We start from the raw sequence: 25,396 nt of genomic DNA, 5'->3' as shown, positions 1-25,396 counted from the left end.
GTGGAAAAAAGCATCAGACAGTGCGTTTCGCTTTTTGCTTGTAACGGTCGAAAATCACCGCTGCCAGCAGGATTAAGCCGCGAACTACGTACTGTGCGAAAGGAGAAATATTAAGCAGGTTCATGGCGTTTTCCACGGTGCCTAAAATTAAGATACCCGCCACCACATATGAGATTTTTCCGATGCCGCCTTTCAGAGAAACGCCACCTAAAACGCAGGCGGAGATCACAATCAGCTCATAGCCAATCGACGTCATTGGCTGCCCACTGGTCATACGTGAAGCCAGAATAATTCCGGCTATCGCTGATACCAGGCCAGAGAGAACAAAGATAATAATTTTGGTGCGAACAACCGGTACACCCGCCAGACGCGCAGCCTCTTCGTTCCCGCCAATCGCCAGGGTATTACGACCAAAGGTGGTTTTATTCAGCAGCAAGCCAAAGATGATCAGACACGCGACGGTGAGCCAGATTGGCGCAGGCAGACCGAACCAGTTGGCGTAACCAAGGGCAAAGAAGCTTTCATCTTCGATACCGACCGCTTTACCGTCTGAAATGATGTACGCCAGACCTCGAACAATCTGCATCGTTGCCAGTGTCGTGATCAGGGCATTTATTTTGAGTTTGGCGATAACAAAGCCATTGACCAGACCACAGAGAATGCCCAGCAGCAACCCCGCTGCCACGCCAATCCACAGGCTTTCAGTCAGATTAATAACCACCGCCGTGGTGACACCCGCACAGGCAATTACGGAGGCGACAGAAAGGTCAAAGTCACCGGAAGCAAGGCAGAACAACATGCCACAAGCCACCATCCCCGACATGGAAATTGCCAGGCCCAACCCTTTCATATTAATGAAGGTGGCAAAATTTGGGACAAAAATGGCACAGGCGATAAAAAGCACCGCAAACACCACCAGCATGCCGTACTGATCCCAGATACGCCCGAAGCTGAATGACGACTTAGGTGCGCCAGAACCCGATGTAGAAACAGAAGACATCATACTCTCCTTACTCAGGCAACTGCCTGGCTGACTTTAGGCATCGCAAGGCTCAGTGCCTGACGCTCATCTGCCTGCTCGTGTAACAATTCACCGGCGATTTCACCTTCGCGCATCACCACAATCCGGTCGGCAACGCCGAGGACTTCAGGTAAGTCGCTGGAGGCAAACAGCACCGCCACCCCCTGCGCCGCCAGCGCATAAATCACGTTATATATTTCGTGCTTAGCACCAACATCAATGCCGCGCGTAGGTTCATCCAGCAAAATGACCTTCATCTCTTCCGATAACCAGCGGCCCAGAATGGCTTTTTGCTGATTTCCACCTGAGAGATTCATAATCAGTTGCTCAGCGCCCGGCGTTTTGATGTTGAGCGAACGAATGTGGTGATCGGCATTGTTTTCTTCCCAACCGTTGTTGATTACACAACCTCCAAGCACATGTTTACGTCTGGCACTGATGTTGATATTGTCGCGAACGGAGTGCACGGGAATAATGCCTTCCGCTTTGCGATCTTCCGGGCAGAGCATCATGCCTGCGGCAATGGCGTGGCTCGGTTTACGAATATCGATCGGCTGTTGGTCGATATAAACCTGACCGGCGGTGATTTGCGTCCCGCCAAACATGCCTTTCATTAATTCGCTACGCCCTGCCCCGACCAGACCAAACAGACCGACAATTTCTCCACTGCGAACCGCCAGACTTATTGGCGTACGCACGCCTGGTGCTTTCACAGCATCAAGACGCAGCCGCTCCTCGCCATAACTACGCGGTTGCCAGCCGTAGATATCGCCAATGTCTCGCCCGACCATCGCCTGCACCAGTGCGTCGTGGTCAACCTGCTGCATATCGGTAAAGGTTTTGACATAACGCCCATCTTTAAAGACGGTGATGGCATCGCTGAGGGCAAATATTTCTTCCATACGGTGAGAAACGTATAAGATCACCCGCCCCTCTTTTCGCAGTTCACGAATAACGCGGAAAAGATTGTCGATTTCGCGGGCAGAGAGGGAGCTGGTTGGCTCATCAAAGGCGATAATTTTGGCGTTACGCGCCAGCGCTTTGGCGATTTCAACCATCTGCCACTGACCAATGGAGAGATATTTCAGCGGCGTGTCCGGGTCAATATCCATACCAAGATGTTTAAGTTGTAAACCTGCCTCATAATTCAGCAATGAACGATTCACAATGCCGCCTTTATGCGGCAGCTGGCCGAGATAGATGTTTTCCGCGACGGTCATTTCCGGCACGAGATGCAGTTCCTGGTAAATAATCGCCACCCCCGCGTTAAGTGCTGCGGTCGTGTCGGAAAAGGACATTTCCTGCCCATTAATCACTACAGAACCCGTGGTTGGCGCATAGTTTCCGCTGAGGATTTTTAAGAGAGTTGATTTTCCTGCGCCATTTTCACCCATCAACGCATGAACCTGACCGGCATAGCAGTCAAAACTAATATCCGTCAGCGCCTTAACGCCGGGAAACGTTTTACCGATGCCGCGAAATGAGAGATACGGGGTAGACTGTTGCATAACGTCTCCGTGAATCACTGGTCGTTCACACCCCCTCTGCATCATGCAGAGGGGAATTTTTCCGGCAAATTACTTACCACCTAAACCTTTTTTCTCCAGTTCTTCTTTAAAGTTGTCACGCGTGATCAGCACCACGTCGGTAACTTCGGTGAATTTGGTCGGTTCAACACCTTTTGCAACCCAGTTGTAAAGCATTTCGCTGGACTTATAACCATGTACGTCCGGGCTTGGCAGCAGGGAACCGTAGAAGCCGGTTGCCTGTGCCTTAGACAGTTCACTCACCGCATCCACACCGTTAATACCGATACCGATGATATTGCTCGCTTTAAAGCCCTGACCTTCCGTCGCGCGTACGCCGCCCAGCACGGTGCTGTCGTTCATACCGACAATCAGCCAATGTTTAACTTCCGGATGTTGAACCAGCATTGAGTTGGCAGCGTCAAATGCCCCCGGGATGTCGTTAGATTTGGTAGGTACCTGATAAATTTGTTTTTCCGGGAATCCTGCAGCTTTCAGCGCATCCATAGACCCCGTAGTACGGCGACGAGCCGTATCCAGTTCGTTGGAGGTAATCGCCATCACCGCGCTTTCTTTGACATCCCAGCCACGTTTCTGCATCTCTTTATACAGTTCCTGGCCCTGACGTTCGCCAATTTTGGTCGCAGCCATCATCACCAGCGGAACGGTATCCATTGGCTTACCTTTGGCGTTAACAAACTGGTCATCCACGGCAATGACTTTCATATCGTAGCCACGCGCTTTCGCCACGATGGCAGAGCCGAGTTTCGGGTCCGGAGTACAAATAACGAAACCTTTCGCGCCACTGGCAGCCAGGCTGTCGATAGCGTTCAATGTTTTTTCGCCATCCGGCACGGCAATCTTAATAACTTCAAACCCTAAATCCTTCCCGGCTTTATCGGCAAACTTCCATTCGGTCTGGAACCACGGCTCTTCCGGTTGCTTTACCAGGAAACCGAGCTTCAGGTTCTCCGCCATAGCGGATTGTGACATAACGGCTGCCAGACCAATGGCTGCCAGGGCTTTAGTAAATTTGTGCATGGTTCTCTCCAGCTTTAGTGTCGTTTTGTGTAGGGCAAAAACGAATGACATTCGTTAAATTAATCGGAAAACAAAGCATTACCTTTTAACTAAAAGATAAGTGACTGTGTTGACATAGTTTTAGCGAGAAATTAATTCTCCATAGGAGAGCAATATCACATCGCAGAATTACAGTGAGAACGTGCATAAATTTAGCGGGAAAAGACATAAGGAAAAGCGAATTTGTCAGACAAATTATCGAGTGCACAGCAGAATAATCCATAAGATTAGCCTGGAAGTCCTTGTTGTCTTTGGTACCCATGCGGGATGTTTTCTTTTTAACCAGTCAATAGGCCTCATTACCTGGCGTTGAGTTTTTGCAATGGTGTAATAACCGCAACTTAAAGATGTGGAAAATGCGCGTCATTCATTTCGCCATTAATTATCACTGTACTCATTAATTAACAGAACACGTATAATGAGAGCCATATCGCAAAAATGAAAAAACGTTTTATAAAATCATTGCTTCATCATGAATTCAAATTCATCGATTAATATCAACAAGATACAAAAAGCACCATCATTAAAATTCATTACAGTTACATTGATTTCATCAATGAAATGTAAAAATATATAAACTTGATGATTTAAGCATTTTCTTATACCCGTTCAGACGTTATTCTTATTTCAGATCATCGTCAGAATTGACTCCACGATCACATTTCGGACCGGCAGAAAGGAATTATTCTGCAAACAGTAATTATGGTGTTTTGATTTATCTTGCACCTCTCCACTTCTGGATATAAGGATATTAGGTATGGCAACCGCTGGAATGCTTCTCAAACTCAACTCTCAAATGAACCGCGAGTTTTACGCATCCAATCTCTACCTTCACCTGAGTAACTGGTGTTCTGAACAGAGTCTGAACGGCACCGCCACTTTCCTTCGCGCCCAGGCACAGAGTAATGTGACCCAAATGATGCGCATGTTTAACTTTATGAAGAGTGTCGGCGCTACCCCCATCGTTAAAGCCATTGATGTTCCCGGTGAAAAACTGAACTCTCTGGAAGAACTGTTCCAAAAAACGATGGAAGAATACGAGCAACGTTCAAGCACGCTGGCGCAGTTAGCCGATGAAGCGAAAGAACTGAATGATGATTCAACCGTCAATTTCCTGCGCGATCTGGAAAAAGAACAGCAGCATGATGGCCTGTTACTGCAAACCATTCTTGATGAAGTGCGCAGTGCGAAACTTGCTGGTATGTGTCCTGTGCAGACCGACCAACATGTTCTGAATGTCGTGTCGCATCAGCTGCATTGATCATACATCGGCGCCAATGCATTGCGCCGATGAAGTTTTTGAGAAACCGCTGCCTCATTTTTTTGAAGCAGCGGTTTTTTAATGGGATTCGCCCTGTGGGGTAAACTTGAGTTCAATCAACGCGATGGCTTTTTGGATTGCCCGCATGGTGACCGGGTCTGCGGCGGCGGGATGGTTAGTAAAGTCGATATTCTTCAGCTGGCTGGACATTTTTTCGCGAACTTCAACGGGCGCGATCACATCGAGAACATCCAGAATTTGTTTGATAACCAACTGGCAAGCAACCACATCAGAAACCAGTTCCTGATCGGCATTCAGCGGCTGGGACATCGTAAACTCCTGATAGCATTTTGAAAGCCGTTATAGTAGCGGCTTCACATCTTCAGCGATAGTCACATCCACCGTCATCAGAACACAAAAAAACCTGCCGGAGCAGGTTTTTTGTTATCGGAACATATTGCCTGGCGGTACGTCTTTGAACGTCTTGCAATAGTTATTGAACATACTTTTCAGGATCTTGCGCAGTTTCATCGCGGTACTCCGACCATTTGTTATACAGGTGTTATTGTCTTTGCGTTTATAATATGACAACCATCACAAAAATCAATCTTTATGTGATGTAAATCACATAAATACCCCTTTAATGTTATAAAAATGATAATCAAAAAGCAGCCCCCCAATTTCTGACACATACAGATGGCAAGAAATAGCGCCTGCCAGGCGTCTTTTCCGGCCATTGTCGCAGCGCTGTAACGCGTAAAATACTGCTTTCTTTTACTCTTCTGGCTGGACCATGAGACTTCTGATTCTGACTCTTTCCTTAATAACGCTGACAGGATGTACGGTTACTCGCCAGGCCCATGTGAGCGAAGTTGACGCGGCAACAGGTATTGTTCGGTTGGTTTATGATCAGGCTTTTTTGCAGCATGCCCGTACCGATCGTTATGTCAGTCGCGGGATCGCCGATCGCGCATGCCAGCAGGCAGGCTATACCCACGCTATCCCCTTTGGTCAGCCAGTAGGCAACTGTAGCCTCTTTGCGGGTTCCTTATGTTTGAATACGGAATTCACTTTGTCATATCAGTGCCATCATTCCGCCTTCCCTGTCTTTCTCTAAACGTTTTAATCAGCGAGGGGGATCTTCGCTGATTAAATAAATAGCGGTAATGCGTTTTATTCCCATTCGTATTTTTAATAAATGATGTTTATATTTTACCTTTTGCAAATAATAAAATAACAAATTATAGTGACGCCACAGCAACAAATATAACCTTTGTGGAGCACTATCATGCTGAAACCAGAAATGATTGAAAAACTTAATGAGCAGATGAACCTGGAACTGTACTCTTCACTGCTTTATCAGCAAATGAGCGCCTGGTGCAGCTATCATACCTTCGAAGGTGCTGCCGCGTTCCTGCGCCGTCACGCCCAGGAAGAGATGACGCATATGCAGCGTCTGTTTGATTACCTGACTGATACCGGCAACTTACCGCGTATTAATACCGTTGAATCTCCGTTTGCTGAATATTCCTCACTTGATGAATTATTCCAGGAAACCTATAAACACGAACAATTAATCACGCAGAAAATTAACGAACTGGCTCATGCTGCAATGACCAATCAGGACTACCCAACATTTAATTTCCTGCAATGGTATGTTTCTGAGCAGCATGAAGAAGAGAAACTGTTCAAATCGATTATTGATAAATTAAGCCTGGCAGGCAAAAGTGGCGAAGGTCTGTATTTTATCGACAAAGAACTCTCTACCCTCGACACACAAAACTAATGCTCTCCGGCGGCAGGTTTTCTGCCGCCGTTTCAAATCAGTGACGGCAAATCTTACTCTGATCGGTTGAAAAACCTTCTTCTGAAGGTATAAATTTGCCTTTTGCTGCCAGAAACGCCACCAACTCTCCCGCAGTCATCCCTTCTGCCGAGCAGGTGTGAAAACGTGCCTGTTCACCAAAACGCGCTTTAATTGCTGCTTCCAGACTGGCATGCGTATATTGCTCGCTTGATTCAATCATCATATTTAACACTTCATGACCGTGAATAGAGTCCATCGTTCCTCCTCAAAAAAAGCCTAGCGTAGCGATTGCTGCTTATGAAGACTTTGCGCCAGCGCAGAACTGAACGCTTTTTATTGTACATTTATATTTACACTATATGTAACGTCGGTTTGACGAATCAGCCGTTATGCCTTAACCTGCGCCGCAGATATCACTCATAAAGATCGTCAGGACAGAAGAAAGCGTGAAAAACAGAACTCTGGGAAGTGTTTTTATCGTGGCGGGAACCACAATTGGCGCAGGCATGCTGGCAATGCCGCTGGCTGCGGCAGGTGTTGGTTTTAGCGTCACGTTAATCTTGTTAATTGGGCTTTGGGCATTGATGTGCTACACGGCGCTATTACTGCTGGAGGTGTACCAGCATGTCCCGGCAGATACCGGTCTGGGCACGCTGGCAAAACGCTATCTGGGACGCTACGGTCAGTGGCTGACGGGCTTCAGTATGATGTTCTTAATGTATGCTCTGACTGCGGCATACATCAGCGGTGCCGGTGAATTGTTGGCCTCCAGCATCAGCGACTGGACAGGTATTTCAATGTCGGCAACCGCTGGCGTGCTGTTGTTCACTTTTGTTGCCGGTGGCGTGGTTTGTGTCGGAACTTCGCTGGTCGATTTATTTAACCGTTTTCTGTTCAGCGCCAAAATTATTTTTTTGGTGGTGATGCTGGTATTGCTGCTACCGCATATTCACAAAGTGAATCTTTTAACCCTGCCGTTGCAACAGGGACTGGCACTGTCTGCAATCCCGGTGATTTTTACGTCGTTTGGTTTTCACGGTAGCGTGCCGAGTATTGTCAGCTATATGGATGGCAACATTCGTAAGCTACGCTGGGTGTTTATAATCGGTAGTGCGATCCCCCTGGTGGCATATATTTTCTGGCAGCTGGCGACCCTTGGCAGCATTGATTCAACAACCTTTATGGGATTGCTGGCTAATCATGCCGGATTAAACGGGCTGTTACAGGCGTTACGCGAAATGGTGGCCTCTCCGCATGTTGAGCTGGCAGTGCATTTATTTGCTGATTTAGCCCTCGCCACGTCCTTCCTCGGCGTAGCGTTAGGCTTATTTGATTATCTGGCAGATTTGTTTCAGCGTTCAAATACCGTTGGTGGACGATTGCAAACTGGTGCAATTACCTTTCTGCCGCCACTGGCGTTTGCACTGTTTTATCCACGAGGATTTGTGATGGCGCTGGGTTACGCCGGTGTGGCACTGGCGGTACTGGCATTGATTATCCCTTCGCTGTTGACCTGGCAAAGCAGGAAGCACAATCCTCAGGCGGGTTACCGGGTGAAAGGTGGTCGTCCGGCGCTGGTGGTGGTGTTTCTCTGTGGTATTGCTGTGATTGGCGTGCAATTTTTGATTGCGGCAGGCTTGTTACCAGAAGTGGGATGATTAGATAGCCTCAAATTCCTTATTGGGTGCCAGAATTAACGCTGACACCCAATGTGACCTCTTAATGCAGGCAGCACTGCTTAAATTTCTTACCACTACCGCACGGACAAGGATCGTTACGCCCCGGTTTCTCTTCTGCTTTGATCGGTTGCTGAACAGCTTTTTCCTGCGGATGCGCCATCCAGTATGCATGTAAATCAAGCGCCGCCAGTCGAATTGCATCTACGCTCTCTTCAAACGCTTCTGGCGACATCTTCTCTACCCGCTCGAAGTTTTCCTCAGTACCGTGCAGCGCAATCGCCTCCAGCGCTGGTTTTAACGAATCGGGCAACGTTGACCAGTCAGAAAGTGCCACGCCCCGCATATAGCCAAAGCACCACTCCTCAACAATCGTCAGCTCGCTGCCATCGACTTCTCGCAAGCCGAATAACGGCTCAAACTGCTCCGGGAATTCGTTCAGACGCTCTGCGGTATCGGCCATATGTTGAAAAGCCAGGTTCATAAAGCGCGTCATCTCTTTCTCTGACGCCCAGCGCGGCACATAGTCAGCCCCACCCCACACGGCAACCAGCCACTGTGCCGGTTCAATCTCTTGCGGAGAACTCAACACCGCCGTCAATAAACCGTCCAGCTCCGCCACATCAAGAATGGCGTGGTCAGTGTTGTATTTGGTCAGAATATCGTCCAGCCATTCCAACTCACTTTCGTTTAACGGTCCCGTTTTCATACGCTTTTCCTTGTGGATCTCAACTCGCCAGCACCTATCTTACATGCCGGTCCGTATCAGAGATACTTTTTGAGTGGCTTTGCCGGTGATTAAAAATTAAGGAGGGTGTAACGACAAGTTGCAGGCACAAAAAAACCACCCGAAGGTGGTTTCACGACACTGCTTATTGCTTTGATTTTATTCTTATCTTTCCCATGGTACCCGGAGCGGGACTTGAACCCGCACAGCGCGAACGCCGAGGGATTTTAAATCCCTTGTGTCTACCGATTCCACCATCCGGGCTCGGGAAGAAAGTGGAGGCGCGTTCCGGAGTCGAACCGGACTAGACGGATTTGCAATCCGCTACATAACCGCTTTGTTAACGCGCCAAATTCTTCAGGCCTTTCAGCCAGACATCCGCTGACGCCGATGCCTTTTAAACTGGAGCGGGAAACGAGACTCGAACTCGCGACCCCGACCTTGGCAAGGTCGTGCTCTACCAACTGAGCTATTCCCGCATTCATCAAGCAATCAGTTAATCACTTGATTTTATTATCGTCTGGCAATCAGTGCCGCCGTTCGATGCGTTGCATTCTACTTACCTGGCGCGATGAGTCAACGATATTTTTCACCACTTTTGATCGTTTGCTGAAAATTGCGCCGAAACGATCACTGATCAAGCAAATCTGCACGCGCAGCGCTCAAATATTGCAACATTGACCACAGAGTCAGTACCGCAGCCACAAAGAAAAGTGCAATACCGGCGTACTCAACCCAAATGTTCGGACGCCACAGCAGCCAGGCTAACGCCACCATCTGGGCAGTGGTTTTCACTTTCCCAATCCAGGAGACAGCCACGCTACTGCGTTTACCCAACTCCGCCATCCATTCGCGTAGCGCAGAAATAATAATTTCACGGGCGATCATCGTTGCTGCCGGTAAGGTCACCCACCAGCTGTGGTAATGCTCGGTTACCAGCACCATGGCGATAGCCACGAGAACTTTATCTGCGACAGGGTCAAGGAAAGCACCAAACCGGGTACTCTGGTTCCAGCGACGTGCCAGAAAACCATCGAACCAGTCAGTCACCGCCGCGACGCAGAAAATGAGCGCGGCGGCAAACGGCGACCAGGTGACAGGCAGATAAAAGACCAATACAAAGAATGGGATAAGGATGACACGGAACAGTGTAAGCAACGTAGGGATATTAAATTGCATAATGACGGGTAACTATCTGTTGTCAGTAAGATTACCCCTATGTTGCTACAGAGACATCAATGTTTCAACGACCAGAAGATCTTTTCTGCCAGACCTTGCGAAATACCCGGCACTTTTGCAATTTCCTCGACGCTGGCGTTACGTAAACCTTGCAAACCGCCCATATATTTCAACAACATTTGCCGACGTTTTGGCCCGACGCCTTCAATGGTTTCCAGGGAACTGGTATTTTTGACCTTCGCCCGTTTTTTACGGTGCCCGCCAATCGCGTGATCGTGTGATTCATCGCGAATATGCTGGATAACATGCAGCGCGGGAGAATCTGGCGGCAAACTAAATCCCTCACCTTCCGGCTCAAAGAACAGCGTTTCCAGCCCAGCCTTACGATCTGCTCCTTTGGCAACACCAAGTAGCAGCGGATGATTTTTATCCCATGAGACATCCAGTTCGGCGAAGACATTTTTCGCCTGCGCAAGCTGGCCTTTGCCGCCGTCGATAAGAATCACATCCGGGATCTTACTGTCGTCAATGGCTTTACCATAACGCCGACGCAGCACCTGATTCATCGCCGCATAATCATCGCCCGGCGTGATGCCAGTAATGTTATAGCGCCGATACTCCGCACGCAGCGGGCCGTTAGCATCAAACACCACACAGGAAGCGACGGTTTGTTCACCCATGGTATGGCTGATGTCAAAGCACTCCATCCGCTTCACTTCCGGCAATTTCAACACGCTGGCAAGCGCGGTCAGCCGCTGGTGAACGGTAGATTGCTGCGAAAGTTTGCTGGTTAAGGCCGTCGCCGCATTGGTGCGCGCGAGTTTCAGATAACGCGCTCTATCGCCACGAGGTTTGGTTTGAACATTAATCTTGCGTCCCGCCAGTTCTGAAAGGGAATCGGCGAGCAGCGTTTTATCGCTAAGATTAAAATCGAGCAGGATCTCACCCGGTAAGGTGCGCATCTGGCTGCCTTGTAAATAGAACTGACCTACGAAGGTTTCCACCACCTCGCTCAGTTCCGTACCGCCAGGCACTTTCGGGAAATAGCTGCGGCTGCCGAGCACTTTGCCCTGACGAATGAACAATACGTGGACACAAGCCATACCCGCATCGAACGCCACACCAATAACGTCAAGGTCGTCGCCGGTATTGGAAACAAACTGTTTTTCGGTGACACGTCGCACCGCCTGAATTTGGTCGCGAATCCGCGCCGCTTCTTCAAACTCCAGATTCTGGCTGGCAGTTTCCATACGACTAATGAGTTGCGTAAGCACCTGATCATCTTTGCCAGACAAAAACAGGCGCACATACTCGACCTGCTGAGCGTATTCTTCTTCACTCACCAGTCCTTCAACGCACGGCCCCAGACAGCGCCCTATCTGATATTGCAGACACGGACGCGAGCGGTTGCGATAAACACTGTTTTCGCACTGGCGAATGGGGAAAATCTTTTGCAGTAGCGCCAGTGTTTCACGTACGGCATAGCCATTCGGGAACGGGCCGAAATATTCACCTTTGGCATGCTTCGCTCCACGATGCATCGCCAGACGCGGGTGGGTATCGCCACTCAGGAAGATAAAAGGATATGATTTATCATCGCGTAGCAAAACGTTGTAACGCGGCTGATAAAGTTTGATGTAGTTGTGTTCCAGTAACAGCGCTTCGGTTTCTGTATGAGTAACCGTTACATCAATTTGCTGGATCTGGGCGACCAGCGCTTCGGTTTTGCGCGAAGCGAGGTTGCTACGGAAATAGCTGGAAAGCCGTTTTTTCAGGTCTTTCGCTTTGCCGACATAGATAACCGTACCACCAGCATCGTACATGCGATAAACGCCTGGCTGGCTGGTTACGGTTTTTAAAAACGCTTTTGCGTCAAACTGATCACTCACTGACTTGATAATGTCTCCGCATTACACAGACCATGGCGAATTGCCAGGTGAGTCAGCTCAACATCGCCATGAATGTTTAGTTTACTGAACATACGATAGCGGTAGCTGTTCACCGTTTTCGGACTGAGATTGAGCTGTTCTGAGATCTCATTGACCTTCTGGCCCTTGGTGATCATCAGCATAATCTGCAATTCACGTTCAGACAAACTGGCAAATGGGCTTTCTGTTTTTTCTGGTTCGATCTGGCTTAACGCCATTTGTTGAGCGATATCAGAAGCAATGTAACGCTGCCCTGAATAGACAGAACGAATCGCACTCACGACTTCCTGCGGAGCCGCGCCTTTGCTGAGGTAGCCCGCAGCTCCGGCCTGCATGACTTTCGCTGGTAAAGGGTTTTCTGTATGGACGGTAAGCATGATGATTTTGACATCAGCTGTGGAACGCGCGATTTTACGCGTCGCCTCAAGACCGCCAATGCCCGGCATACTCATGTCCATTAGCACCACGTCAACGGCATTTGCCCGGCACCATTTAACGGCGTCTTCACCGCACGATGCCTCACCGACGACTTTTATACCCTTTATATCTTCCAGAATGCGTCGTATCCCTGCGCGCACCAGTTCGTGGTCATCAACAAGTAGAACGTTGATCAAAGGAATATCTCCAGAAATAGGGATAACGCTACTGATAGTTAGTCATTCGTATATTAGCGGTTTTTATTGCAACTTTGAAACGTTAAAAATGGTGGGTATTCGATTTTTCTCTCGTTTTTGTCAATTCGATTGTCCACAGTTATGGTCACGCCCGTCACCAACGGCTTCCGGGATCGTTTCACAGTAAGCCCGGCGATGAAATGTGACAAAAATTGACTTTATTCAGCAAAAATGAAAATCAGCCCGCTGAATATGTAACATTAATTAACCCGAACAATACGGGCAAAAAACATTCATGATAAAAATATTTATTGGTCATTATATTAACGTATTTTATAGTACTGTTGATATCGCGCTCAAAAAACAACCACTGCTATTTTTAGCAAAGCTTATGGTATACTCCGCCGCCTTAACATTTTTCACCGCAAATTTTCATTGCAACATGACGAGGAAAATAAATGAGTACGCCTGATTTTTCTACTGCCGAGAATAATCAAGAACTGGCAAATGAAGTCTCCTGCCTGAAAGCGATGCTGACGCTGATGCTGCAGGCGATGGGACAAGCTGACGCGGGCCGCGTGATGTTAAAGATGGAAAAACAGCTTGCGCTGATCGAAGACGAAACCCAGGCTGCAGTATTTTCCAAAACGGTTAAGCAAATTAAACAAGCCTACCGTCAGTAATATAAAACCGGCTGAGAGCGTGCCTTTCAGCCGGTTTTTGCATCTGGCACGCAGAACAGAAAAGAGATCAAATTAAGCCAGTAGCGGCCGCGTAACAGGCAACCTGCGTCTTATTCGGTGCATTGATTTTTTTCTGCATGTTTTTCTGATGGAAATTGACCGTATTCTCAGAGATTGACAAAATCATCGCTATCTCTGCTGATGTCTTACCTTCCGCCGTCCATTTCAGAATTTCTTTTTCGCGCTTGCTGAAATTCATCTCTGGCGTCATCACTATTTCATCATTTAAACGCATCAGAGCCATCAGACTTTCGCGCACCAGTAGCTGCATTTTTAATTGCAGTTCATCACTAAGAATGGGTATTTCGCGCGTGCTGCAACGGGAAAAGGACAAAAAGCCCAACGCCCGATTTGGCAGCATTAAATACTGAGTGACACCGCGGCGTAAACCATGTGCGCGCGCAGCTTCCCATAACGGCTGTGCTTCGCTGAATAAGTCATCATTCCACATTAAATGGCCCTGACTAAAGTTTTCAGGGTTCAGCACCGGATCAATTGCGAGAAAATTTTTTGCCTGATAATAACTAACCCACGACTCAGGGTAATTGGTGTAGAAAGCCACTTTAGGTCGCGTGAATGGTACCGGGTGGCGAACACATAACGAATAGTAATCGTACTCCAGCTGCTGAGCCTGAAGCTCTATTTCATGGTAGACCTCTTCTGCGGCCTCCATCCTCTGAAAACGCAACAACATCGTGCGAAGCCAGCTGAAAAAATCCGTATCCTGCATAGTAAACCGCAACGCCCCTGAGAGTGAGTATCATTTATAATGATAATTCAAACTATCACATAAATAAGATTTATATATAATTTATATTATTCAGGCAATGAATTACTTTTGCAAGCCATCGCATTCTCTTATGTTATTAATGAGTTATGCTGATTTGTTAAGCAGTTTTATCACGTTTGAAATGGCGTCCCGCCCCGACTGGTGAATCGTCGGGGCTGATTTTTTCTTATTATTGCAGCAGAAACTTCTCCAGGAACTGGCGGGTGCGAGGCTGCTGAGGATCAGCAAATAACGCTTTTGCTACCCCCTGCTCGACTATCCGCCCCTGGTCCATAAAAATCGCCCGGTCCGCAACATCCCGGGCAAAGCTCATTTCGTGCGTCACAATCACCATCGTGCGCTTTTCCTGCGCCAGCTGACGAATGGTGTTCAGGACTTCGCCCACCAGCTCTGGATCCAGCGCCGACGTTGGCTCATCAAACAAAATCACTTCAGGACGCATTGCCAGAGCACGCGCAATCGCAACGCGCTGCTGTTGACCGCCAGACAAACGACGTGGATAACTGGTTTCTTTACCGGCCAGCCCAACTTTCGCCAGCAGCTCGCGAGCGCGCGCCGTGGCCTCTTCTTTCGGTTCGCCTTTGACGATCACCGGCCCTTCAATAATGTTTTCCAGCACCGTACGATGCGGAAACAGATTAAAGTTCTGGAAGACAAACCCGACGTGCTGACGCAACTGGCGAATCAGCGATTTTTGCTGACTTAATGAACGTGCAGTATCAATAGTGATATCGCCAACGGTGATGGTTCCCGCTTCCGGTTGTTCCAGCAGATTTATGCTGCGTAGCAACGTGGTTTTGCCGGAACCACTCGGACCGATAATAGCCACTACTTCGCCAGGCTTCACCTCAAGGTCGATACCATGCAGCACCGTCTGACCGTGGAATTTTTTCACCAGGTTCTTAACTTCAATGGCACTCATTTGGGTTCCCTCTCCTGGCGATTAAGTTGATTCTCAAAATGGTTCTGCAACGTCGATAACACAGTCGCCATAATCCAGTAGATGAGCGAAGCCGCCAGGTACATGGTGAACACCTCCAGCGTGCGCGAGGTAATCAACTGAGCCTGACGGAACAGCTCCGGCACCTGGATTGTCGCGGCCAGCGACGTATCTTTTACCAGGCTGATAAAGCTGTTCGACAGCGGCGGCAACGCCACCCGCGCCGCCTGTGGCAAAATCGCGCGACGCATGGTCTGCCATGGCGTCATGCCAATACTGGCTGCAGCTTCCCACTGACCTTTATCAATAGAAGAAATGGCGGCGCGCAGCGTTTCGGCAGCATAGGCGGCAGTGTTCAGCGACAGACCAATCATTGCTGACGGAATGGGATCTAATTCGATACCAAACTGTGGCAGTCCGTAATAGATCATAAACAGTTGTGCGATGAGCGGCGTACCACGAAAAATAGAGATATAAAAACGCGCCAGCCAGCGCACGGGCCAGATTGGCGACAGGCGCATCAGCGCGAGAATAAACCCGAGCAGTAAGCCAAAAAACATGCCGCCGATACTGAGTTGCAGCGTATACCCAGCCCCTTTCAGCAGGAACGGCAAGGAATCAATAACCAGTTGTATACTTTCTTGCATGAGCGTTCCCGGAGCTAAACGTGGGGATGATAGGCGAACAGCGCAGGCGCACCGCCGGTATGAATAAACAAAATCGGCCCTTCATCTTTGAAGCGTTTCTGACTGATACCGTCAATCAGCCCCGCCATCGCTTTTCCGGTATACACAGGATCAAGCAGAATGCCTTCCAGCCGCGCCAGCAATTTCACTGCTTCCATGCCTTCGTCGTTCGGCACGCCGTAGCCAGGTGCAAAATAGTCATCCCAGAGTAAAATTTCCGCTGATGCGGTCAGCTCCAGTTCTTTCGCAATCGCCTGTTGGAGGTTAACCACTTTCGGCAATTGATCGGCAACAGAACGCGACACAGTCACGCCAATCAGTTCGCTTTCAGGCATCAGGTGTTCCAGCCCAACAGCCAGTCCGGCGTGAGTTCCGGCACTGCCCGACGCGACCACCACCGACGAAATATTAACTGCCCCTTCACACTGTTGCGCAATTTCCAGCGCACTCTCCACATAACCCAGCGCGCCCAAAGCATTAGAACCGCCAACCGGAATGACATACGGGCGAAAGCCTTGTGCTTCGACTCGCGTCGCCAGCACTTCCAGTTGGGCATTGGGATCGGTCAGTGCGTCGCACATTTCAATCTGGGTATTGAACAGATCCAGCAACAAACGATTGCCGTTGGTTAAATAGTTTTCTGCGGTTGTGCCAATAGGATTTTCCAGCAGCGCCACGCAGTGCAGACCGAGTTTCGCCGCAACTGCGGCAGTCTGGCGCACATGGTTAGACTGGATCGCCCCGGCAGTAATCAGCGTATCGGCACCTTCACGCAGAGCATCTGCCGCGAGAAATTCCAGCTTACGTAATTTATTGCCGCCCATTGCCATGGGAGTGACGTCATCCCGTTTGATGAAAATTTCCCGTCCAAGATAATCAGAAAAGCGCGGCAGATATTCGAGCGGCGTTGGCGCGCCGATAAACTCCAGCCGTGGAAAACGGGTTAAATTATGCAGTGGCATAACAGCCTCCGATGTGTGTTGTTGTGATTTTCTTATTATGCACGCTGAAAACGCGTAAATAAAAAAGGCGCTAGTGAAAGCGCCCTTTTTTGTCATTATGCTGATTATTTGGTCACATCAGCACCAAACCATTTTTCGGAAAGGGCTTGCAGAGTGCCATCTTTTTGCATTTCCGCAATTGCATCATTCACCGCTTTCAGCAGGTCTTCATTTCCTTTACGCAGCGCCACACCAGACTCCTGACGGGAGAATGCTTCACCGGTTACTGCCAGCGTATCGTTGGTTTTCTTCACCAGATCCAGCGCCGCCAGACGGTCAACGAGGATCGCATCGATACGGCCTACGCGCAGATCCTGATATTTGGTCGGGTCATCATCATAGGTACGCACATCGACGCCCTGAACATTCTGACGCAGCCACTCTTCATAGTTGGTGCCCAGACCGACACCCACTTTTTTGCCTTTCAGATCATCAGCCGTTTTAATGGTGCCTTCGTTACCTTTTTTCACCAGCGCCTGAATACCGGAAATGGTGTACGGGGTAGAGAAATCGTATTTTTTCTTGCGCTCGTCAGAAATGGTGACCTGATTAATCACCACATCAATGCGTTTAGAGTCCAGCGACGCCAGCATACCGTCCCATTTGGTCGGTTTTAGTGACGCCTCAACGCCAAGATGTTTTGCCAGCTGTTGGGCAAATTCCACTTCAAAACCGGTTAATTTGCCGTCATCCCCCTGAAAACTGAACGGCGGATAAGTTCCTTCCAGCCCTACCAGCAGCGTGCCGCGCTCTTTGACTTTATTAAGCAGACCTTCATCTGCAAAACTTTTAACGCTCATACCCGCAACCAGCGCCACGGCCATCACACCCATCAATGCCTGACGTCCCAGATGTGCTAATTTCATATTTACCCCGAATGTTGTTATGTCTGTTTGCAGTGTAGAGCCATTGTTTGTAAACACAAAAACAACTCCGCTACATCTTATTCTTATTTAATATATATCAGAAGCAGGCAGGCTGGAGGATTTCTGCACAAGTCCGGTACAGGTTTGGCGCTGATAGTGTTGATACTTCCGTAACGCGATGCGGTAATTGTTGGTGCTGGTGGAGGGCAGCCACGGGGCGAGGATTTCATCAAGGAAACCGTCCTGCAGCTGATCGAGGGAAATATTTTGCTCGTGTAGATGATTCCCCAAACGGCGCAAACGAACGACATATTCACGCACCGTACCAGGGCTCATTTCAGTTTGCTCAAAAAGAAATTGCTTAAAGCCGATAATATCGAAAAAATCACTCTGCGTTTTGCAATGTAAATCACCGCAAAATCGGCACAATGCCGCCCATGATTGTTGTTCCACTTGCCAGCCATTTTCATCAAGCAGCGTGTCCAGGCGGGAAATCTCGATTTTATTCACTATTTTGCCGTCGCGAACGAGGGTAATGCGATCGAGTAATTTACGGCAATGCGCGCAATGGGTCTGGCTGTGTTTAAAGTCTTTAAGATAGCGGCTTAATGGCCGTCTTTTCAGGTGCTGCACCATCATTAAGAACTCCTGGTAGTCAAAATTAAAGTGCGGCATTTACTGACGTTATAACTTACCCAGTTTAGTGCGTAACCGTTTAATAGCCTGGCTGTGTAACTGACTGACCCGCGATTCCCCGACCTCCAGCACCGCGCCAATCTCTTTGAGATTCAGCTCTTCCTGATAATAGAGGGTTAATACCAGTTTTTCGCGCTCCGGCAACGTTTCGATGGCTTCCATCACCCGCTGGCGCAGATTACTGTCCAGCAGTTGTTGTAGCGGGTTTTCTCGCTGATGATCATCAGTAACCAGTTCGATGCTATCGCCGTGCTCTTCGCGCCACTCATCGTAGGAGAAGAGCTGGCTGTTATTGGTGTCGAGCAACATTTGGCGATAGTCGGCAATATCGATCCCTAAACGTTCCGCTACCTCAGTTTCCGTGGCGTTGCGGCCAAGTTCCTGCTCCAGTTGCCCTATTGCCTGTGCCACTTCACGCGCGTTGCGTCGCACGCTGCGCGGCACCCAGTCACGGCTGCGAAGTTCATCCAGCATAGCGCCACGGATACGCTGCACTGCGTAAGTTGTAAATGCCGTTCCTTGTAGGGCGTCATAGCGTTCGACGGCATTAAGTAACCCAATGCCGCCCGCCTGTAGCAGATCGTCAAGTTCCACGCTCGCGGGCAGTCGAACCTGCAGGCGCAATGCTTCGTGACGCACCAGCGGGACATAACGCTGCCACAGCGAGTGTTTATCCATTACACCTTCAGCGGTATAGAGTGAATTCACGATAAACAGCCCTGCGTTATATGAGTTATCGGCATGATTATCCGTTTCTGCAGGGTTTTTAATCGGACGATTAGTGGGTGAAATGAGGGGTTATTTGGGGGTTACCGGTAAATTGCGGGCAGAAAAAACCCCGCCGTTGGCGGGGAAGCACGTTGCTGGCAAATTACCATTCATGTTGCCGGATGCGGCGTAAACGCCTTATCCGGCCTACAAAAATGTGCAAATTCAATAAATTGCAATTCCCCTTGTAGGCCTGATAAGCGCAGCGCATCAGGCAATTTGGCGTTGCCGTCAGTCTCAGTTAATCAGGTTACGGCGATTAACCCTGCAGCAGAGACAGAACCTGCTGCGGTACCTGGTTGGCTTTTGCCAGCACGGAGTTACCGGCCTGCTGGATAATCTGCGCTTTCGACATGTTGGACACTTCGGTCGCATAGTCGGCGTCCTGAATACGGGACTGCGCTTCAGACAGGTTGGTAGTGGTGTTGTTCAGGTTGGTGACGGCGGAATCCAAACGGTTTTGGATAGCCCCCAGGGATGAACGGAATTTGTCGATGGAGCTGATAGCTTCATCCAGAGCTTTCAGTGGATCTTTTGTTACTGTGCCTTCGCTAGTTGCATCTGTTGTTAAAGTACCATTAGCACTAACATATACTTCAGCCCCGACTTTCGGCGCATATTTACCCGTACCAGTTCCAGAATCAACAGTTACCTTGCCGTTGTTAGCATCGATTGAATACTTCGTGGTGTATGAACCAATTGTAGTCATTTCACCATCAGCATCTGTGTATGTTGCTGTTGCATTAGAAACGTCAGTATTATCGGCATATTTTGCGCTAGCAGTACCGTCACCTGCGGCAAATACCGCCTGATACGTCTGAACGCCAGATTTATAGGTAATTGTTGCGGATGTATCACCGTTAGCTGCAACTGCTGTGCCTTGTTTAGCTGTAGCCACTTTATTTAAAACGGTTTCTTTGCTAGCTGTATCAGTGAACGATACCCCTGCGTTAGCAGTTGCAGCACCAGCATCAGCACCCGTTTTAAAGTTATAAGTTGTTCCCCCCATCGTGACTGATGCAGTCTTATTAAACCCGATTGATTGACCATCACCAGCTTTCTTGAATAAACCATCAAGCGTAGCCGCAGTCGCACCACCAGCATCGTTTGTAGTTAAGTTACCATCACTAGTTAAATAGGCTTCCTGTCCTCCGATTGTAATTTTACCATTCGCATCAACATCAAAGTTCACTTCACCGCTTGCTGCTTTGTAAACACCACTAGCAGTTTGCCCAGCCGGCGGGAGAAGGCTAGCTGCTACATCACCTGCTTTTGCTGAAGTATTATTCGATACATTACTGAATGAGAAGTTACCAGCAGATGCATTGTATGTATAGACCGTGGCAGTTTGAGCTGCATCTGCTTTGATAGTAACAGTGTCACCATCTTTCAGTTGATCAAGGGCCTTTGATGCAGTCAGCGCATTATTTGTTGTAGTTATAGTATTAGTTGCAGCATCCATTTTCGCTGCTGTCAGGTCGCTAATGGTCGCCGCTTTATTGGCTATCGTACCGGAACCATTCACGTTAAAACCATTCAGCCCCAGCGTATCAGAGTCAATTTTCTTCAGATCAATAGTGATAGTCTGGCCGTCGTTCGCACCAACCTGAATTTTCATCGAACCGTCTTTTGCCAGTACGTTCACGCCGTTGAACTGGGTCTGACCGGATACGCGGTCAATTTCGTCGAGACGGGATTTGATTTCGTCCTGAATGGAGTCCAGATCCGAATCAGAGTTAGTCCCGGTAGAAGCCTGAACCGTCAGCTCACGGATACGCTGTAAGTTGTTGTTGATTTCGGACAGCGCGCCTTCAGTGGTCTGTGCAACAGAAATACCGTCGTTGGCGTTACGTGCAGCCTGAGTCAGGCCTTTAATGTTAGAAGTAAAACGGTTAGCAATCGCCTGACCCGCGGCGTCATCCTTCGCGCTGTTAATACGCAAGCCAGAAGACAGACGCTCGATAGAACTCGACAGCGCAGACTGGTTCTTGTTGATATTATTTTGAGTGATCAGCGAGAGGCTGTTGGTATTAATGACTTGTGCCATGATTCGTTATCCTATATTGCAAGTCGTTGATTACGTTTTGGGTTTCCACCCGTCGGCTCAATCGCCGTCAACCCTGTTATCGTCTGTCGTAAAACAACCTTTAGAATTTTTTTCACAAACAGCCATTTTTTGTTAGTCGACGAAATACTCTTTTCTCTGCCCCTTATTCCCGCTATTAAAAAAAACAATTAAACGTAAACTTTGCGCAATTCAGGCCGATAACCCCGGTATTCGTTTTACGTGTCGAAAGATAAAAGGAAATCGCATGGCAAGTATTTCATCGCTGGGAGTCGGGTCAGGTCTGGATTTAAGTTCAATCCTTGATAGCCTCACCGCCGCGCAAAAAGCGACGCTAACCCCTATTTCAAATCAGCAATCGTCGTTTACCGCTAAACTTAGCGCCTACGGTACGCTGAAAAGCGCGCTGACGACTTTCCAGACCGCCAATACTGCATTGTCTAAAGCCGATCTTTTTTCCGCTACCAGCACCACCAGCAGCACCACCGCGTTCAGTGCCACCACCGCGGGTAATGCCATCGCCGGGAAATACACCATCAGCGTCACCCATCTGGCGCAGGCGCAAACCCTGACAACGCGCACCACCAGAGACGATACGAAAACGGCGATCGCCACCAGCGACAGCAAACTCACCATTCAACAAGGCGGCGACAAAGATCCGATTTCCATTGATATCAGCGCGGCTAACTCGTCTTTAAGCGGGATCCGTGATGCCATCAACAACGCAAAAGCAGGCGTAAGCGCAAGCATCATTAACGTGGGTAACGGTGAATATCGTCTGTCAGTCACATCAAATGACACCGGCCTTGATAATGCGATGACACTCTCGGTCAGCGGTGATGATGCGCTACAAAGTTTTATGGGCTATGACGCCAGTGCCAGCAGCAACGGCATGGAGGTCTCGGTCGCCGCCCAGAATGCACAGCTGACGGTCAATAACGTCGCCATTGAGAACAGCAGCAACACCATCAGCGACGCGCTGGAAAACATCACCCTGAACCTGAACGATGTCACCACAGGCAACCAGACGCTGACCATCACTCAGGACACCTCCAAAGCGCAAACGGCGATTAAAGACTGGGTGAATGCCTATAACTCGCTAATAGATACCTTCAGCAGCCTGACCAAATACACCGCCGTAGATGCGGGAGCTGATAGCCAGAATTCTAGCAATGGCGCACTACTCGGCGACTCCACGCTGCGAACGATTCAGACGCAGTTGAAATCGATGCTGAGTAATACCGTCAGTTCTTCCAACTATAAAACGCTGGCGCAGATTGGTATCACGACCGATCCCAGCGATGGCAAACTGGAACTGGATGCCGACAAACTCACCGCTGCATTGAAAAAAGATGCCAGCGGCGTAGGTGCATTGATTGTTGGCGATGGTAAAAAAACCGGCATCACGACCACCATCGGCAGCAACCTGACCAGTTGGCTTTCGACAACGGGCATTATTAAAGCCGCTACCGATGGCGTTAGTAAGACCCTGAATAAGTTAACTAAAGACTACAACGCCGCCAGCGATCGCATTGATGCGCAGGTCGCGCGCTATAAAGAACAATTTACCCAACTGGACGTTTTAATGACCTCGTTAAACAGCACCAGCAGCTACTTAACGCAGCAGTTCGAAAACAACAGTAATTCCAAGTAATCAATATTCATCGGGAGACAGGTCATGTACGCGGCAAAAGGCACCCAGGCCTATGCACAAATTGGCGTCGAAAGCGCCGTAATGAGCGCCAGCCAACAGCAGTTGGTCACCATGCTATTTGATGGAGTGTTAAGCGCACTGGTTAGAGCGCGCCTGTTTATGCAGGACAACAATCAGCAAGGCAAAGGTGTCTCTTTGTCAAAAGCGATCAACATCATTGAGAACGGACTGCGGGTGAGTCTTGATGAAGAGAGCAAAGACGAATTAACCCAAAACTTAATTGCTCTTTATAGCTATATGGTCAGGCGTTTGCTGCAAGCCAATTTACGCAACGATGTCTCCGCAGTCGAAGAGGTGGAAGCATTAATGCGTAATATTGCCGATGCCTGGAAAGAGTCTTTACTCTCCCCTTCTTTGATTCAGGACCCAGTCTGATGAACAATGCACCGCATTTGTATTTCGCCTGGCAACAACTCGTCGAAAAAAGCCAGCTCATGTTACGCCTGGCAACGGAAGAACAATGGGACGAACTCATCGCCAGCGAAATGGCGTATGTGAATGCGGTGCAGGAGATCGCACACCTGACTGAAGAGGTTGCCCCGTCCACTACGATGCAGGAGCAGCTCCGCCCGATGCTGCACCTGATTCTCGACAACGAAAGCAAGGTAAAGCAGTTATTACAGATTCGGATGGATGAACTGGCGAAACTGGTCGGTCAGTCATCGGTGCAAAAATCGGTGTTAAGTGCCTATGGCGATCAGGGCGGCTTTGTGCTGGCTCCGCAGGATAACCTCTTTTGAATCTTAATGAGCCGATGGCTCGCGAATAATCCGATTACGGCTACGCTTCTAATATTCCCCTTGAATGGAGTCGAAGAATGCGTAATCCCACGCTGTTACAATGTTTTCACTGGTATTACCCGGAAGGCGGTAAGCTCTGGCCTGAACTGGCCGAGCGCGCAGACGGTTTTAATGATATTGGTATCAATATGGTCTGGTTGCCGCCCGCCTATAAAGGCGCATCGGGCGGGTATTCGGTCGGCTACGACTCCTATGATTTATTTGATTTAGGTGAGTTTGATCAGAAAGGCAGCATCCCTACTAAATATGGTGATAAAGCACAACTGCTGGCCGCCATTGACGCCCTGAAACGTAATGACATTGCGGTGCTGCTGGACGTGGTAGTCAACCACAAAATGGGCGCGGATGAAAAAGAAGCTATTCGCGTGCAGCGTGTAAATGCTGATGACCGTACGCAAATTGACGAAGAAATCATTGAGTGTGAAGGCTGGACGCGTTACACCTTCCCCGCCCGTGCCGGGCAATACTCGCAGTTTATCTGGGATTTCAAATGTTTTAGCGGTATCGACCATATCGAAAATCCTGATGAAGATGGCATATTTAAAATTGTTAACGACTACACCGGCGAAGGCTGGAACGATCAGGTTGATGATGAACTCGGTAATTTCGATTATCTGATGGGTGAGAATATCGATTTTCGCAATCATGCCGTGACGGAAGAGATTAAATACTGGGCGCGCTGGGTGATGGAACAAACGCAATGCGACGGCTTTCGTCTTGATGCGGTCAAACATATTCCGGCATGGTTTTATAAAGAGTGGATCGAACACGTACAGGAAGTTGCGCCAAAGCCGCTGTTTATTGTAGCTGAATACTGGTCGCATGAAGTCGATAAACTGCAAACGTATATTGATCAGGTGGAAGGCAAAACCATGCTGTTTGATGCGCCGCTGCAGATGAAATTCCATGAAGCATCGCGCATGGGTCGCGACTACGACATGACGCAGATCTTCACTGGGACGCTGGTGGAAGCCGATCCTTTTCACGCCGTAACCCTCGTTGCCAACCACGACACCCAACCGTTGCAAGCCCTCGAAGCACCGGTCGAACCGTGGTTTAAACCGCTGGCGTATGCCTTAATTTTGTTGCGGGAAAATGGCGTTCCTTCGGTGTTCTATCCGGACCTCTACGGTGCACATTACGAAGATGTCGGTGGTGACGGGCAAACCTATCCGATAGATATGCCAATAATCGAACAGCTTGATGAGTTAATTCTCGCCCGTCAGCGTTTCGCCCACGGTGTACAGACGTTATTTTTCGACCATCCGAACTGCATTGCCTTTAGCCGCAGTGGCACCGACGAATATCCCGGCTGCGTGGTGGTCATGTCGAACGGAGATGATGGCGAAAAAACCATTCATCTGGGAGAGAATTACGGCAATAAAACCTGGCGTGATTTTCTGGGGAACCGGCAAGAGAGCGTAGTGACAGACGAAAACGGCGAAGCGACCTTCTTTTGCAACGGCGGCAGCGTTAGCGTGTGGGTTATCGAAGAGGTGATTTAAATC

At 49.0% G+C, this 25,396-nt stretch carries 28 protein-coding genes and 3 tRNA genes; 10 read left to right on the top strand and 21 right to left on the bottom strand.

Translation table 11 applies throughout. The features are described 5' to 3' along the window. Positions 1 to 13: 13 nt before the first annotated feature. The 3 genes from araH to araF all read right to left on the bottom strand — a co-directional run bounded on the left by araH (position 14) and on the right by araF (position 3,588). On the bottom strand, positions 14 to 1,000 hold the full coding sequence (araH, locus tag HBM92_RS10050) for an arabinose ABC transporter permease AraH (RefSeq protein ID WP_000100203.1): 987 nt from the start codon (positions 998 to 1,000) through the stop codon (positions 14 to 16). Positions 1,001 to 1,014: 14 nt separating this feature from the next. Beyond that, positions 1,015 to 2,529, bottom strand: a complete 1,515-nt coding sequence (gene araG / locus HBM92_RS10045) for an arabinose ABC transporter ATP-binding protein AraG (RefSeq protein ID WP_001187819.1) — start codon at positions 2,527 to 2,529, stop codon at positions 1,015 to 1,017. 69 nt (positions 2,530 to 2,598) lie between these two features. Beyond that, the gene (gene araF, locus HBM92_RS10040) at positions 2,599 to 3,588 is read right to left on the bottom strand and encodes an arabinose ABC transporter substrate-binding protein AraF (protein WP_001443145.1); all 990 of its coding nucleotides are present in this window, start codon (positions 3,586 to 3,588) and stop codon (positions 2,599 to 2,601) included. 796 nt (positions 3,589 to 4,384) lie between these two features. On the opposite strand from araF, the gene HBM92_RS10035 reads away from it, so the two are divergent. Next, positions 4,385 to 4,888 (top strand): non-heme ferritin-like protein, encoded by a 504-nt coding sequence (locus HBM92_RS10035; protein WP_000179469.1) that lies wholly within the window; start codon positions 4,385 to 4,387, stop codon positions 4,886 to 4,888. Between the two features lie 78 nt (positions 4,889 to 4,966). Here HBM92_RS10035 and yecJ read toward each other — a convergent pair whose 3' ends face one another. Both yecJ and azuC read right to left on the bottom strand, forming a co-directional pair. Then, a complete protein-coding gene (yecJ, locus tag HBM92_RS10030) occupies positions 4,967 to 5,218 on the bottom strand; it encodes a DUF2766 family protein YecJ (protein WP_000082127.1) in 252 nt (83 codons plus the stop codon). A gap of 114 nt (positions 5,219 to 5,332) precedes the next feature. Next, positions 5,333 to 5,419 (bottom strand): stress response protein AzuC, encoded by an 87-nt coding sequence (gene azuC, locus HBM92_RS10025; RefSeq protein ID WP_010723106.1) that lies wholly within the window; start codon positions 5,417 to 5,419, stop codon positions 5,333 to 5,335. A 262-nt stretch (positions 5,420 to 5,681) separates the two neighbouring features. On the opposite strand from azuC, the gene HBM92_RS10020 reads away from it, so the two are divergent. Further along, a complete protein-coding gene (locus tag HBM92_RS10020; protein ID WP_001237881.1) occupies positions 5,682 to 6,005 on the top strand; it encodes a YecR-like lipofamily protein in 324 nt (107 codons plus the stop codon). 171 nt (positions 6,006 to 6,176) lie between these two features. Beyond that, positions 6,177 to 6,674, top strand: coding sequence for a non-heme ferritin (gene ftnA / locus HBM92_RS10015; protein WP_000917208.1), 498 nt, complete (start codon positions 6,177 to 6,179; stop codon positions 6,672 to 6,674). A 37-nt stretch (positions 6,675 to 6,711) separates the two neighbouring features. On the opposite strand, the gene HBM92_RS10010 is transcribed toward ftnA, so the two are convergent. Further along, positions 6,712 to 6,951, bottom strand: coding sequence for a YecH family metal-binding protein (locus tag HBM92_RS10010; protein ID WP_000377245.1), 240 nt, complete (start codon positions 6,949 to 6,951; stop codon positions 6,712 to 6,714). A gap of 190 nt (positions 6,952 to 7,141) precedes the next feature. Here HBM92_RS10010 and tyrP point away from each other — a divergent pair, with 190 nt between their 5' ends. Further along, positions 7,142 to 8,353 carry a tyrosine transporter TyrP gene (tyrP, locus tag HBM92_RS10005; RefSeq protein WP_000797555.1) on the top strand — a complete coding sequence of 404 codons (1,212 nt, stop codon included), beginning with the start codon at positions 7,142 to 7,144 and terminating at the stop codon, positions 8,351 to 8,353. 61 nt (positions 8,354 to 8,414) lie between these two features. Here tyrP and yecA read toward each other — a convergent pair whose 3' ends face one another. The 7 genes from yecA to uvrY all read right to left on the bottom strand — a co-directional run bounded on the left by yecA (position 8,415) and on the right by uvrY (position 12,819). Further along, complete coding sequence (yecA, locus tag HBM92_RS10000) at positions 8,415 to 9,080, bottom strand: UPF0149 family protein YecA (protein WP_000847882.1); 666 nt, start codon at positions 9,078 to 9,080, stop codon at positions 8,415 to 8,417. 195 nt (positions 9,081 to 9,275) lie between these two features. Further along, positions 9,276 to 9,362: transfer RNA gene (locus HBM92_RS09995), tRNA-Leu, on the bottom strand. A gap of 12 nt (positions 9,363 to 9,374) precedes the next feature. Beyond that, positions 9,375 to 9,448 (bottom strand) — tRNA-Cys (locus HBM92_RS09990). Positions 9,449 to 9,501: 53 nt separating this feature from the next. Continuing rightward, positions 9,502 to 9,577 (bottom strand) — tRNA-Gly (locus HBM92_RS09985). 151 nt (positions 9,578 to 9,728) lie between these two features. Next, positions 9,729 to 10,277, bottom strand: coding sequence for a CDP-diacylglycerol--glycerol-3-phosphate 3-phosphatidyltransferase (gene pgsA / locus HBM92_RS09980; protein WP_001160187.1), 549 nt, complete (start codon positions 10,275 to 10,277; stop codon positions 9,729 to 9,731). Positions 10,278 to 10,333: 56 nt separating this feature from the next. Beyond that, the gene (gene uvrC / locus HBM92_RS09975; RefSeq protein ID WP_001283421.1) at positions 10,334 to 12,166 is read right to left on the bottom strand and encodes an excinuclease ABC subunit UvrC; all 1,833 of its coding nucleotides are present in this window, start codon (positions 12,164 to 12,166) and stop codon (positions 10,334 to 10,336) included. Continuing rightward, positions 12,163 to 12,819, bottom strand: coding sequence for a UvrY/SirA/GacA family response regulator transcription factor (gene uvrY / locus HBM92_RS09970; protein ID WP_000611328.1), 657 nt, complete (start codon positions 12,817 to 12,819; stop codon positions 12,163 to 12,165). The genes uvrC and uvrY overlap by 4 nt, the downstream gene beginning before the upstream one ends. A 295-nt stretch (positions 12,820 to 13,114) precedes the next feature. Here uvrY and yecU point away from each other — a divergent pair, with 295 nt between their 5' ends. Beyond that, the gene (yecU, locus tag HBM92_RS09965) at positions 13,115 to 13,291 is read left to right on the top strand and encodes a protein YecU (RefSeq protein WP_001304283.1); all 177 of its coding nucleotides are present in this window, start codon (positions 13,115 to 13,117) and stop codon (positions 13,289 to 13,291) included. Continuing rightward, positions 13,278 to 13,502, top strand: a complete 225-nt coding sequence (yecF, locus tag HBM92_RS09960; RefSeq protein WP_000106474.1) for a DUF2594 family protein YecF — start codon at positions 13,278 to 13,280, stop codon at positions 13,500 to 13,502. Before yecU ends, yecF begins: the two co-directional genes overlap by 14 nt. Positions 13,503 to 13,569: 67 nt before the next feature. Here the strand turns inward: yecF and sdiA are convergent, their stop codons facing one another. The 8 genes from sdiA to HBM92_RS09920 form a co-directional block, all read right to left on the bottom strand. Then, complete coding sequence (gene sdiA, locus HBM92_RS09955; RefSeq protein WP_001154255.1) at positions 13,570 to 14,292, bottom strand: transcriptional regulator SdiA; 723 nt, start codon at positions 14,290 to 14,292, stop codon at positions 13,570 to 13,572. Between the two features lie 229 nt (positions 14,293 to 14,521). Next, complete coding sequence (gene tcyN, locus HBM92_RS09950) at positions 14,522 to 15,274, bottom strand: L-cystine ABC transporter ATP-binding protein TcyN (RefSeq protein ID WP_001273000.1); 753 nt, start codon at positions 15,272 to 15,274, stop codon at positions 14,522 to 14,524. Continuing rightward, on the bottom strand, positions 15,271 to 15,939 hold the full coding sequence (gene tcyL, locus HBM92_RS09945) for a cystine ABC transporter permease (protein WP_001158220.1): 669 nt from the start codon (positions 15,937 to 15,939) through the stop codon (positions 15,271 to 15,273). Before tcyL ends, tcyN begins: the two co-directional genes overlap by 4 nt. A 14-nt stretch (positions 15,940 to 15,953) precedes the next feature. Continuing rightward, positions 15,954 to 16,940 (bottom strand): D-cysteine desulfhydrase, encoded by a 987-nt coding sequence (gene dcyD / locus HBM92_RS09940; RefSeq protein WP_001128236.1) that lies wholly within the window; start codon positions 16,938 to 16,940, stop codon positions 15,954 to 15,956. 104 nt (positions 16,941 to 17,044) lie between these two features. Further along, the gene (gene tcyJ, locus HBM92_RS09935; protein ID WP_001296168.1) at positions 17,045 to 17,845 is read right to left on the bottom strand and encodes a cystine ABC transporter substrate-binding protein; all 801 of its coding nucleotides are present in this window, start codon (positions 17,843 to 17,845) and stop codon (positions 17,045 to 17,047) included. Positions 17,846 to 17,932: 87 nt separating this feature from the next. Continuing rightward, on the bottom strand, positions 17,933 to 18,484 hold the full coding sequence (fliZ, locus tag HBM92_RS09930; RefSeq protein WP_001296169.1) for a flagella biosynthesis regulatory protein FliZ: 552 nt from the start codon (positions 18,482 to 18,484) through the stop codon (positions 17,933 to 17,935). A gap of 45 nt (positions 18,485 to 18,529) precedes the next feature. Continuing rightward, on the bottom strand, positions 18,530 to 19,249 hold the full coding sequence (gene fliA, locus HBM92_RS09925) for an RNA polymerase sigma factor FliA (RefSeq protein ID WP_001087467.1): 720 nt from the start codon (positions 19,247 to 19,249) through the stop codon (positions 18,530 to 18,532). 319 nt (positions 19,250 to 19,568) lie between these two features. Beyond that, entirely contained in the window at positions 19,569 to 21,356 is a 1,788-nt protein-coding gene (locus HBM92_RS09920; RefSeq protein ID WP_000079699.1) for a FliC/FljB family flagellin, read from the bottom strand. Between the two features lie 265 nt (positions 21,357 to 21,621). Here HBM92_RS09920 and fliD point away from each other — a divergent pair, with 265 nt between their 5' ends. The 4 genes from fliD to amyA all read left to right on the top strand — a co-directional run bounded on the left by fliD (position 21,622) and on the right by amyA (position 25,393). Then, on the top strand, positions 21,622 to 23,028 hold the full coding sequence (gene fliD / locus HBM92_RS09915) for a flagellar filament capping protein FliD (RefSeq protein ID WP_000146770.1): 1,407 nt from the start codon (positions 21,622 to 21,624) through the stop codon (positions 23,026 to 23,028). A gap of 24 nt (positions 23,029 to 23,052) precedes the next feature. Then, a complete protein-coding gene (gene fliS / locus HBM92_RS09910; RefSeq protein ID WP_000270663.1) occupies positions 23,053 to 23,463 on the top strand; it encodes a flagellar export chaperone FliS in 411 nt (136 codons plus the stop codon). Then, positions 23,463 to 23,828, top strand: a complete 366-nt coding sequence (gene fliT / locus HBM92_RS09905) for a flagella biosynthesis regulatory protein FliT (protein ID WP_001057836.1) — start codon at positions 23,463 to 23,465, stop codon at positions 23,826 to 23,828. The genes fliS and fliT overlap by 1 nt, the downstream gene beginning before the upstream one ends. A 77-nt stretch (positions 23,829 to 23,905) precedes the next feature. Continuing rightward, positions 23,906 to 25,393 (top strand): alpha-amylase, encoded by a 1,488-nt coding sequence (gene amyA / locus HBM92_RS09900; RefSeq protein WP_001245699.1) that lies wholly within the window; start codon positions 23,906 to 23,908, stop codon positions 25,391 to 25,393. Positions 25,394 to 25,396: the final 3 nt, after the last annotated feature.

It is taken from the genome of Escherichia sp. E.sYA108 (assembly GCF_011754335.1).
Lineage (GTDB): Bacteria > Pseudomonadota > Gammaproteobacteria > Enterobacterales > Enterobacteriaceae > Escherichia > Escherichia coli.
The sequence above is the reverse complement of the archived record's forward strand: the minus strand, read 5'-3'. Positions and strand labels throughout refer to the sequence as shown.

Excerpts from the sequence above, each read along its gene's own strand:
- tcyN (WP_001273000.1), bottom strand. The coding sequence starts at position 15,274 with ATGAGTGCCATTGAAGTTAAGAACCTGGTGAAAAAATTCCACGGTCAG.
- yecU (WP_001304283.1), top strand. The coding sequence starts at position 13,115 with ATGATAAAAATATTTATTGGTCATTATATTAACGTATTTTATAGTACT.
- sdiA (WP_001154255.1), bottom strand. The coding sequence starts at position 14,292 with ATGCAGGATACGGATTTTTTCAGCTGGCTTCGCACGATGTTGTTGCGT.
- fliS (WP_000270663.1), top strand. The coding sequence starts at position 23,053 with ATGTACGCGGCAAAAGGCACCCAGGCCTATGCACAAATTGGCGTCGAA.
- dcyD (WP_001128236.1), bottom strand. The coding sequence starts at position 16,940 with ATGCCACTGCATAATTTAACCCGTTTTCCACGGCTGGAGTTTATCGGC.
- fliT (WP_001057836.1), top strand. The coding sequence starts at position 23,463 with ATGAACAATGCACCGCATTTGTATTTCGCCTGGCAACAACTCGTCGAA.
- amyA (WP_001245699.1), top strand. The coding sequence starts at position 23,906 with ATGCGTAATCCCACGCTGTTACAATGTTTTCACTGGTATTACCCGGAA.
- pgsA (WP_001160187.1), bottom strand. The coding sequence starts at position 10,277 with ATGCAATTTAATATCCCTACGTTGCTTACACTGTTCCGTGTCATCCTT.
- fliD (WP_000146770.1), top strand. The coding sequence starts at position 21,622 with ATGGCAAGTATTTCATCGCTGGGAGTCGGGTCAGGTCTGGATTTAAGT.
- araG (WP_001187819.1), bottom strand. The coding sequence starts at position 2,529 with ATGCAACAGTCTACCCCGTATCTCTCATTTCGCGGCATCGGTAAAACG.
- yecJ (WP_000082127.1), bottom strand. The coding sequence starts at position 5,218 with ATGTCCCAGCCGCTGAATGCCGATCAGGAACTGGTTTCTGATGTGGTT.
- yecF (WP_000106474.1), top strand. The coding sequence starts at position 13,278 with ATGAGTACGCCTGATTTTTCTACTGCCGAGAATAATCAAGAACTGGCA.
- tcyJ (WP_001296168.1), bottom strand. The coding sequence starts at position 17,845 with ATGAAATTAGCACATCTGGGACGTCAGGCATTGATGGGTGTGATGGCC.
- tcyL (WP_001158220.1), bottom strand. The coding sequence starts at position 15,939 with ATGCAAGAAAGTATACAACTGGTTATTGATTCCTTGCCGTTCCTGCTG.
- azuC (WP_010723106.1), bottom strand. The coding sequence starts at position 5,419 with ATGAAACTGCGCAAGATCCTGAAAAGTATGTTCAATAACTATTGCAAG.
- araF (WP_001443145.1), bottom strand. The coding sequence starts at position 3,588 with ATGCACAAATTTACTAAAGCCCTGGCAGCCATTGGTCTGGCAGCCGTT.
- HBM92_RS10010 (WP_000377245.1), bottom strand. The coding sequence starts at position 6,951 with ATGGACTCTATTCACGGTCATGAAGTGTTAAATATGATGATTGAATCA.
- ftnA (WP_000917208.1), top strand. The coding sequence starts at position 6,177 with ATGCTGAAACCAGAAATGATTGAAAAACTTAATGAGCAGATGAACCTG.
- yecA (WP_000847882.1), bottom strand. The coding sequence starts at position 9,080 with ATGAAAACGGGACCGTTAAACGAAAGTGAGTTGGAATGGCTGGACGAT.
- araH (WP_000100203.1), bottom strand. The coding sequence starts at position 1,000 with ATGTCTTCTGTTTCTACATCGGGTTCTGGCGCACCTAAGTCGTCATTC.
- fliZ (WP_001296169.1), bottom strand. The coding sequence starts at position 18,484 with ATGATGGTGCAGCACCTGAAAAGACGGCCATTAAGCCGCTATCTTAAA.
- HBM92_RS10020 (WP_001237881.1), top strand. The coding sequence starts at position 5,682 with ATGAGACTTCTGATTCTGACTCTTTCCTTAATAACGCTGACAGGATGT.
- HBM92_RS10035 (WP_000179469.1), top strand. The coding sequence starts at position 4,385 with ATGGCAACCGCTGGAATGCTTCTCAAACTCAACTCTCAAATGAACCGC.
- HBM92_RS09920 (WP_000079699.1), bottom strand. The coding sequence starts at position 21,356 with ATGGCACAAGTCATTAATACCAACAGCCTCTCGCTGATCACTCAAAAT.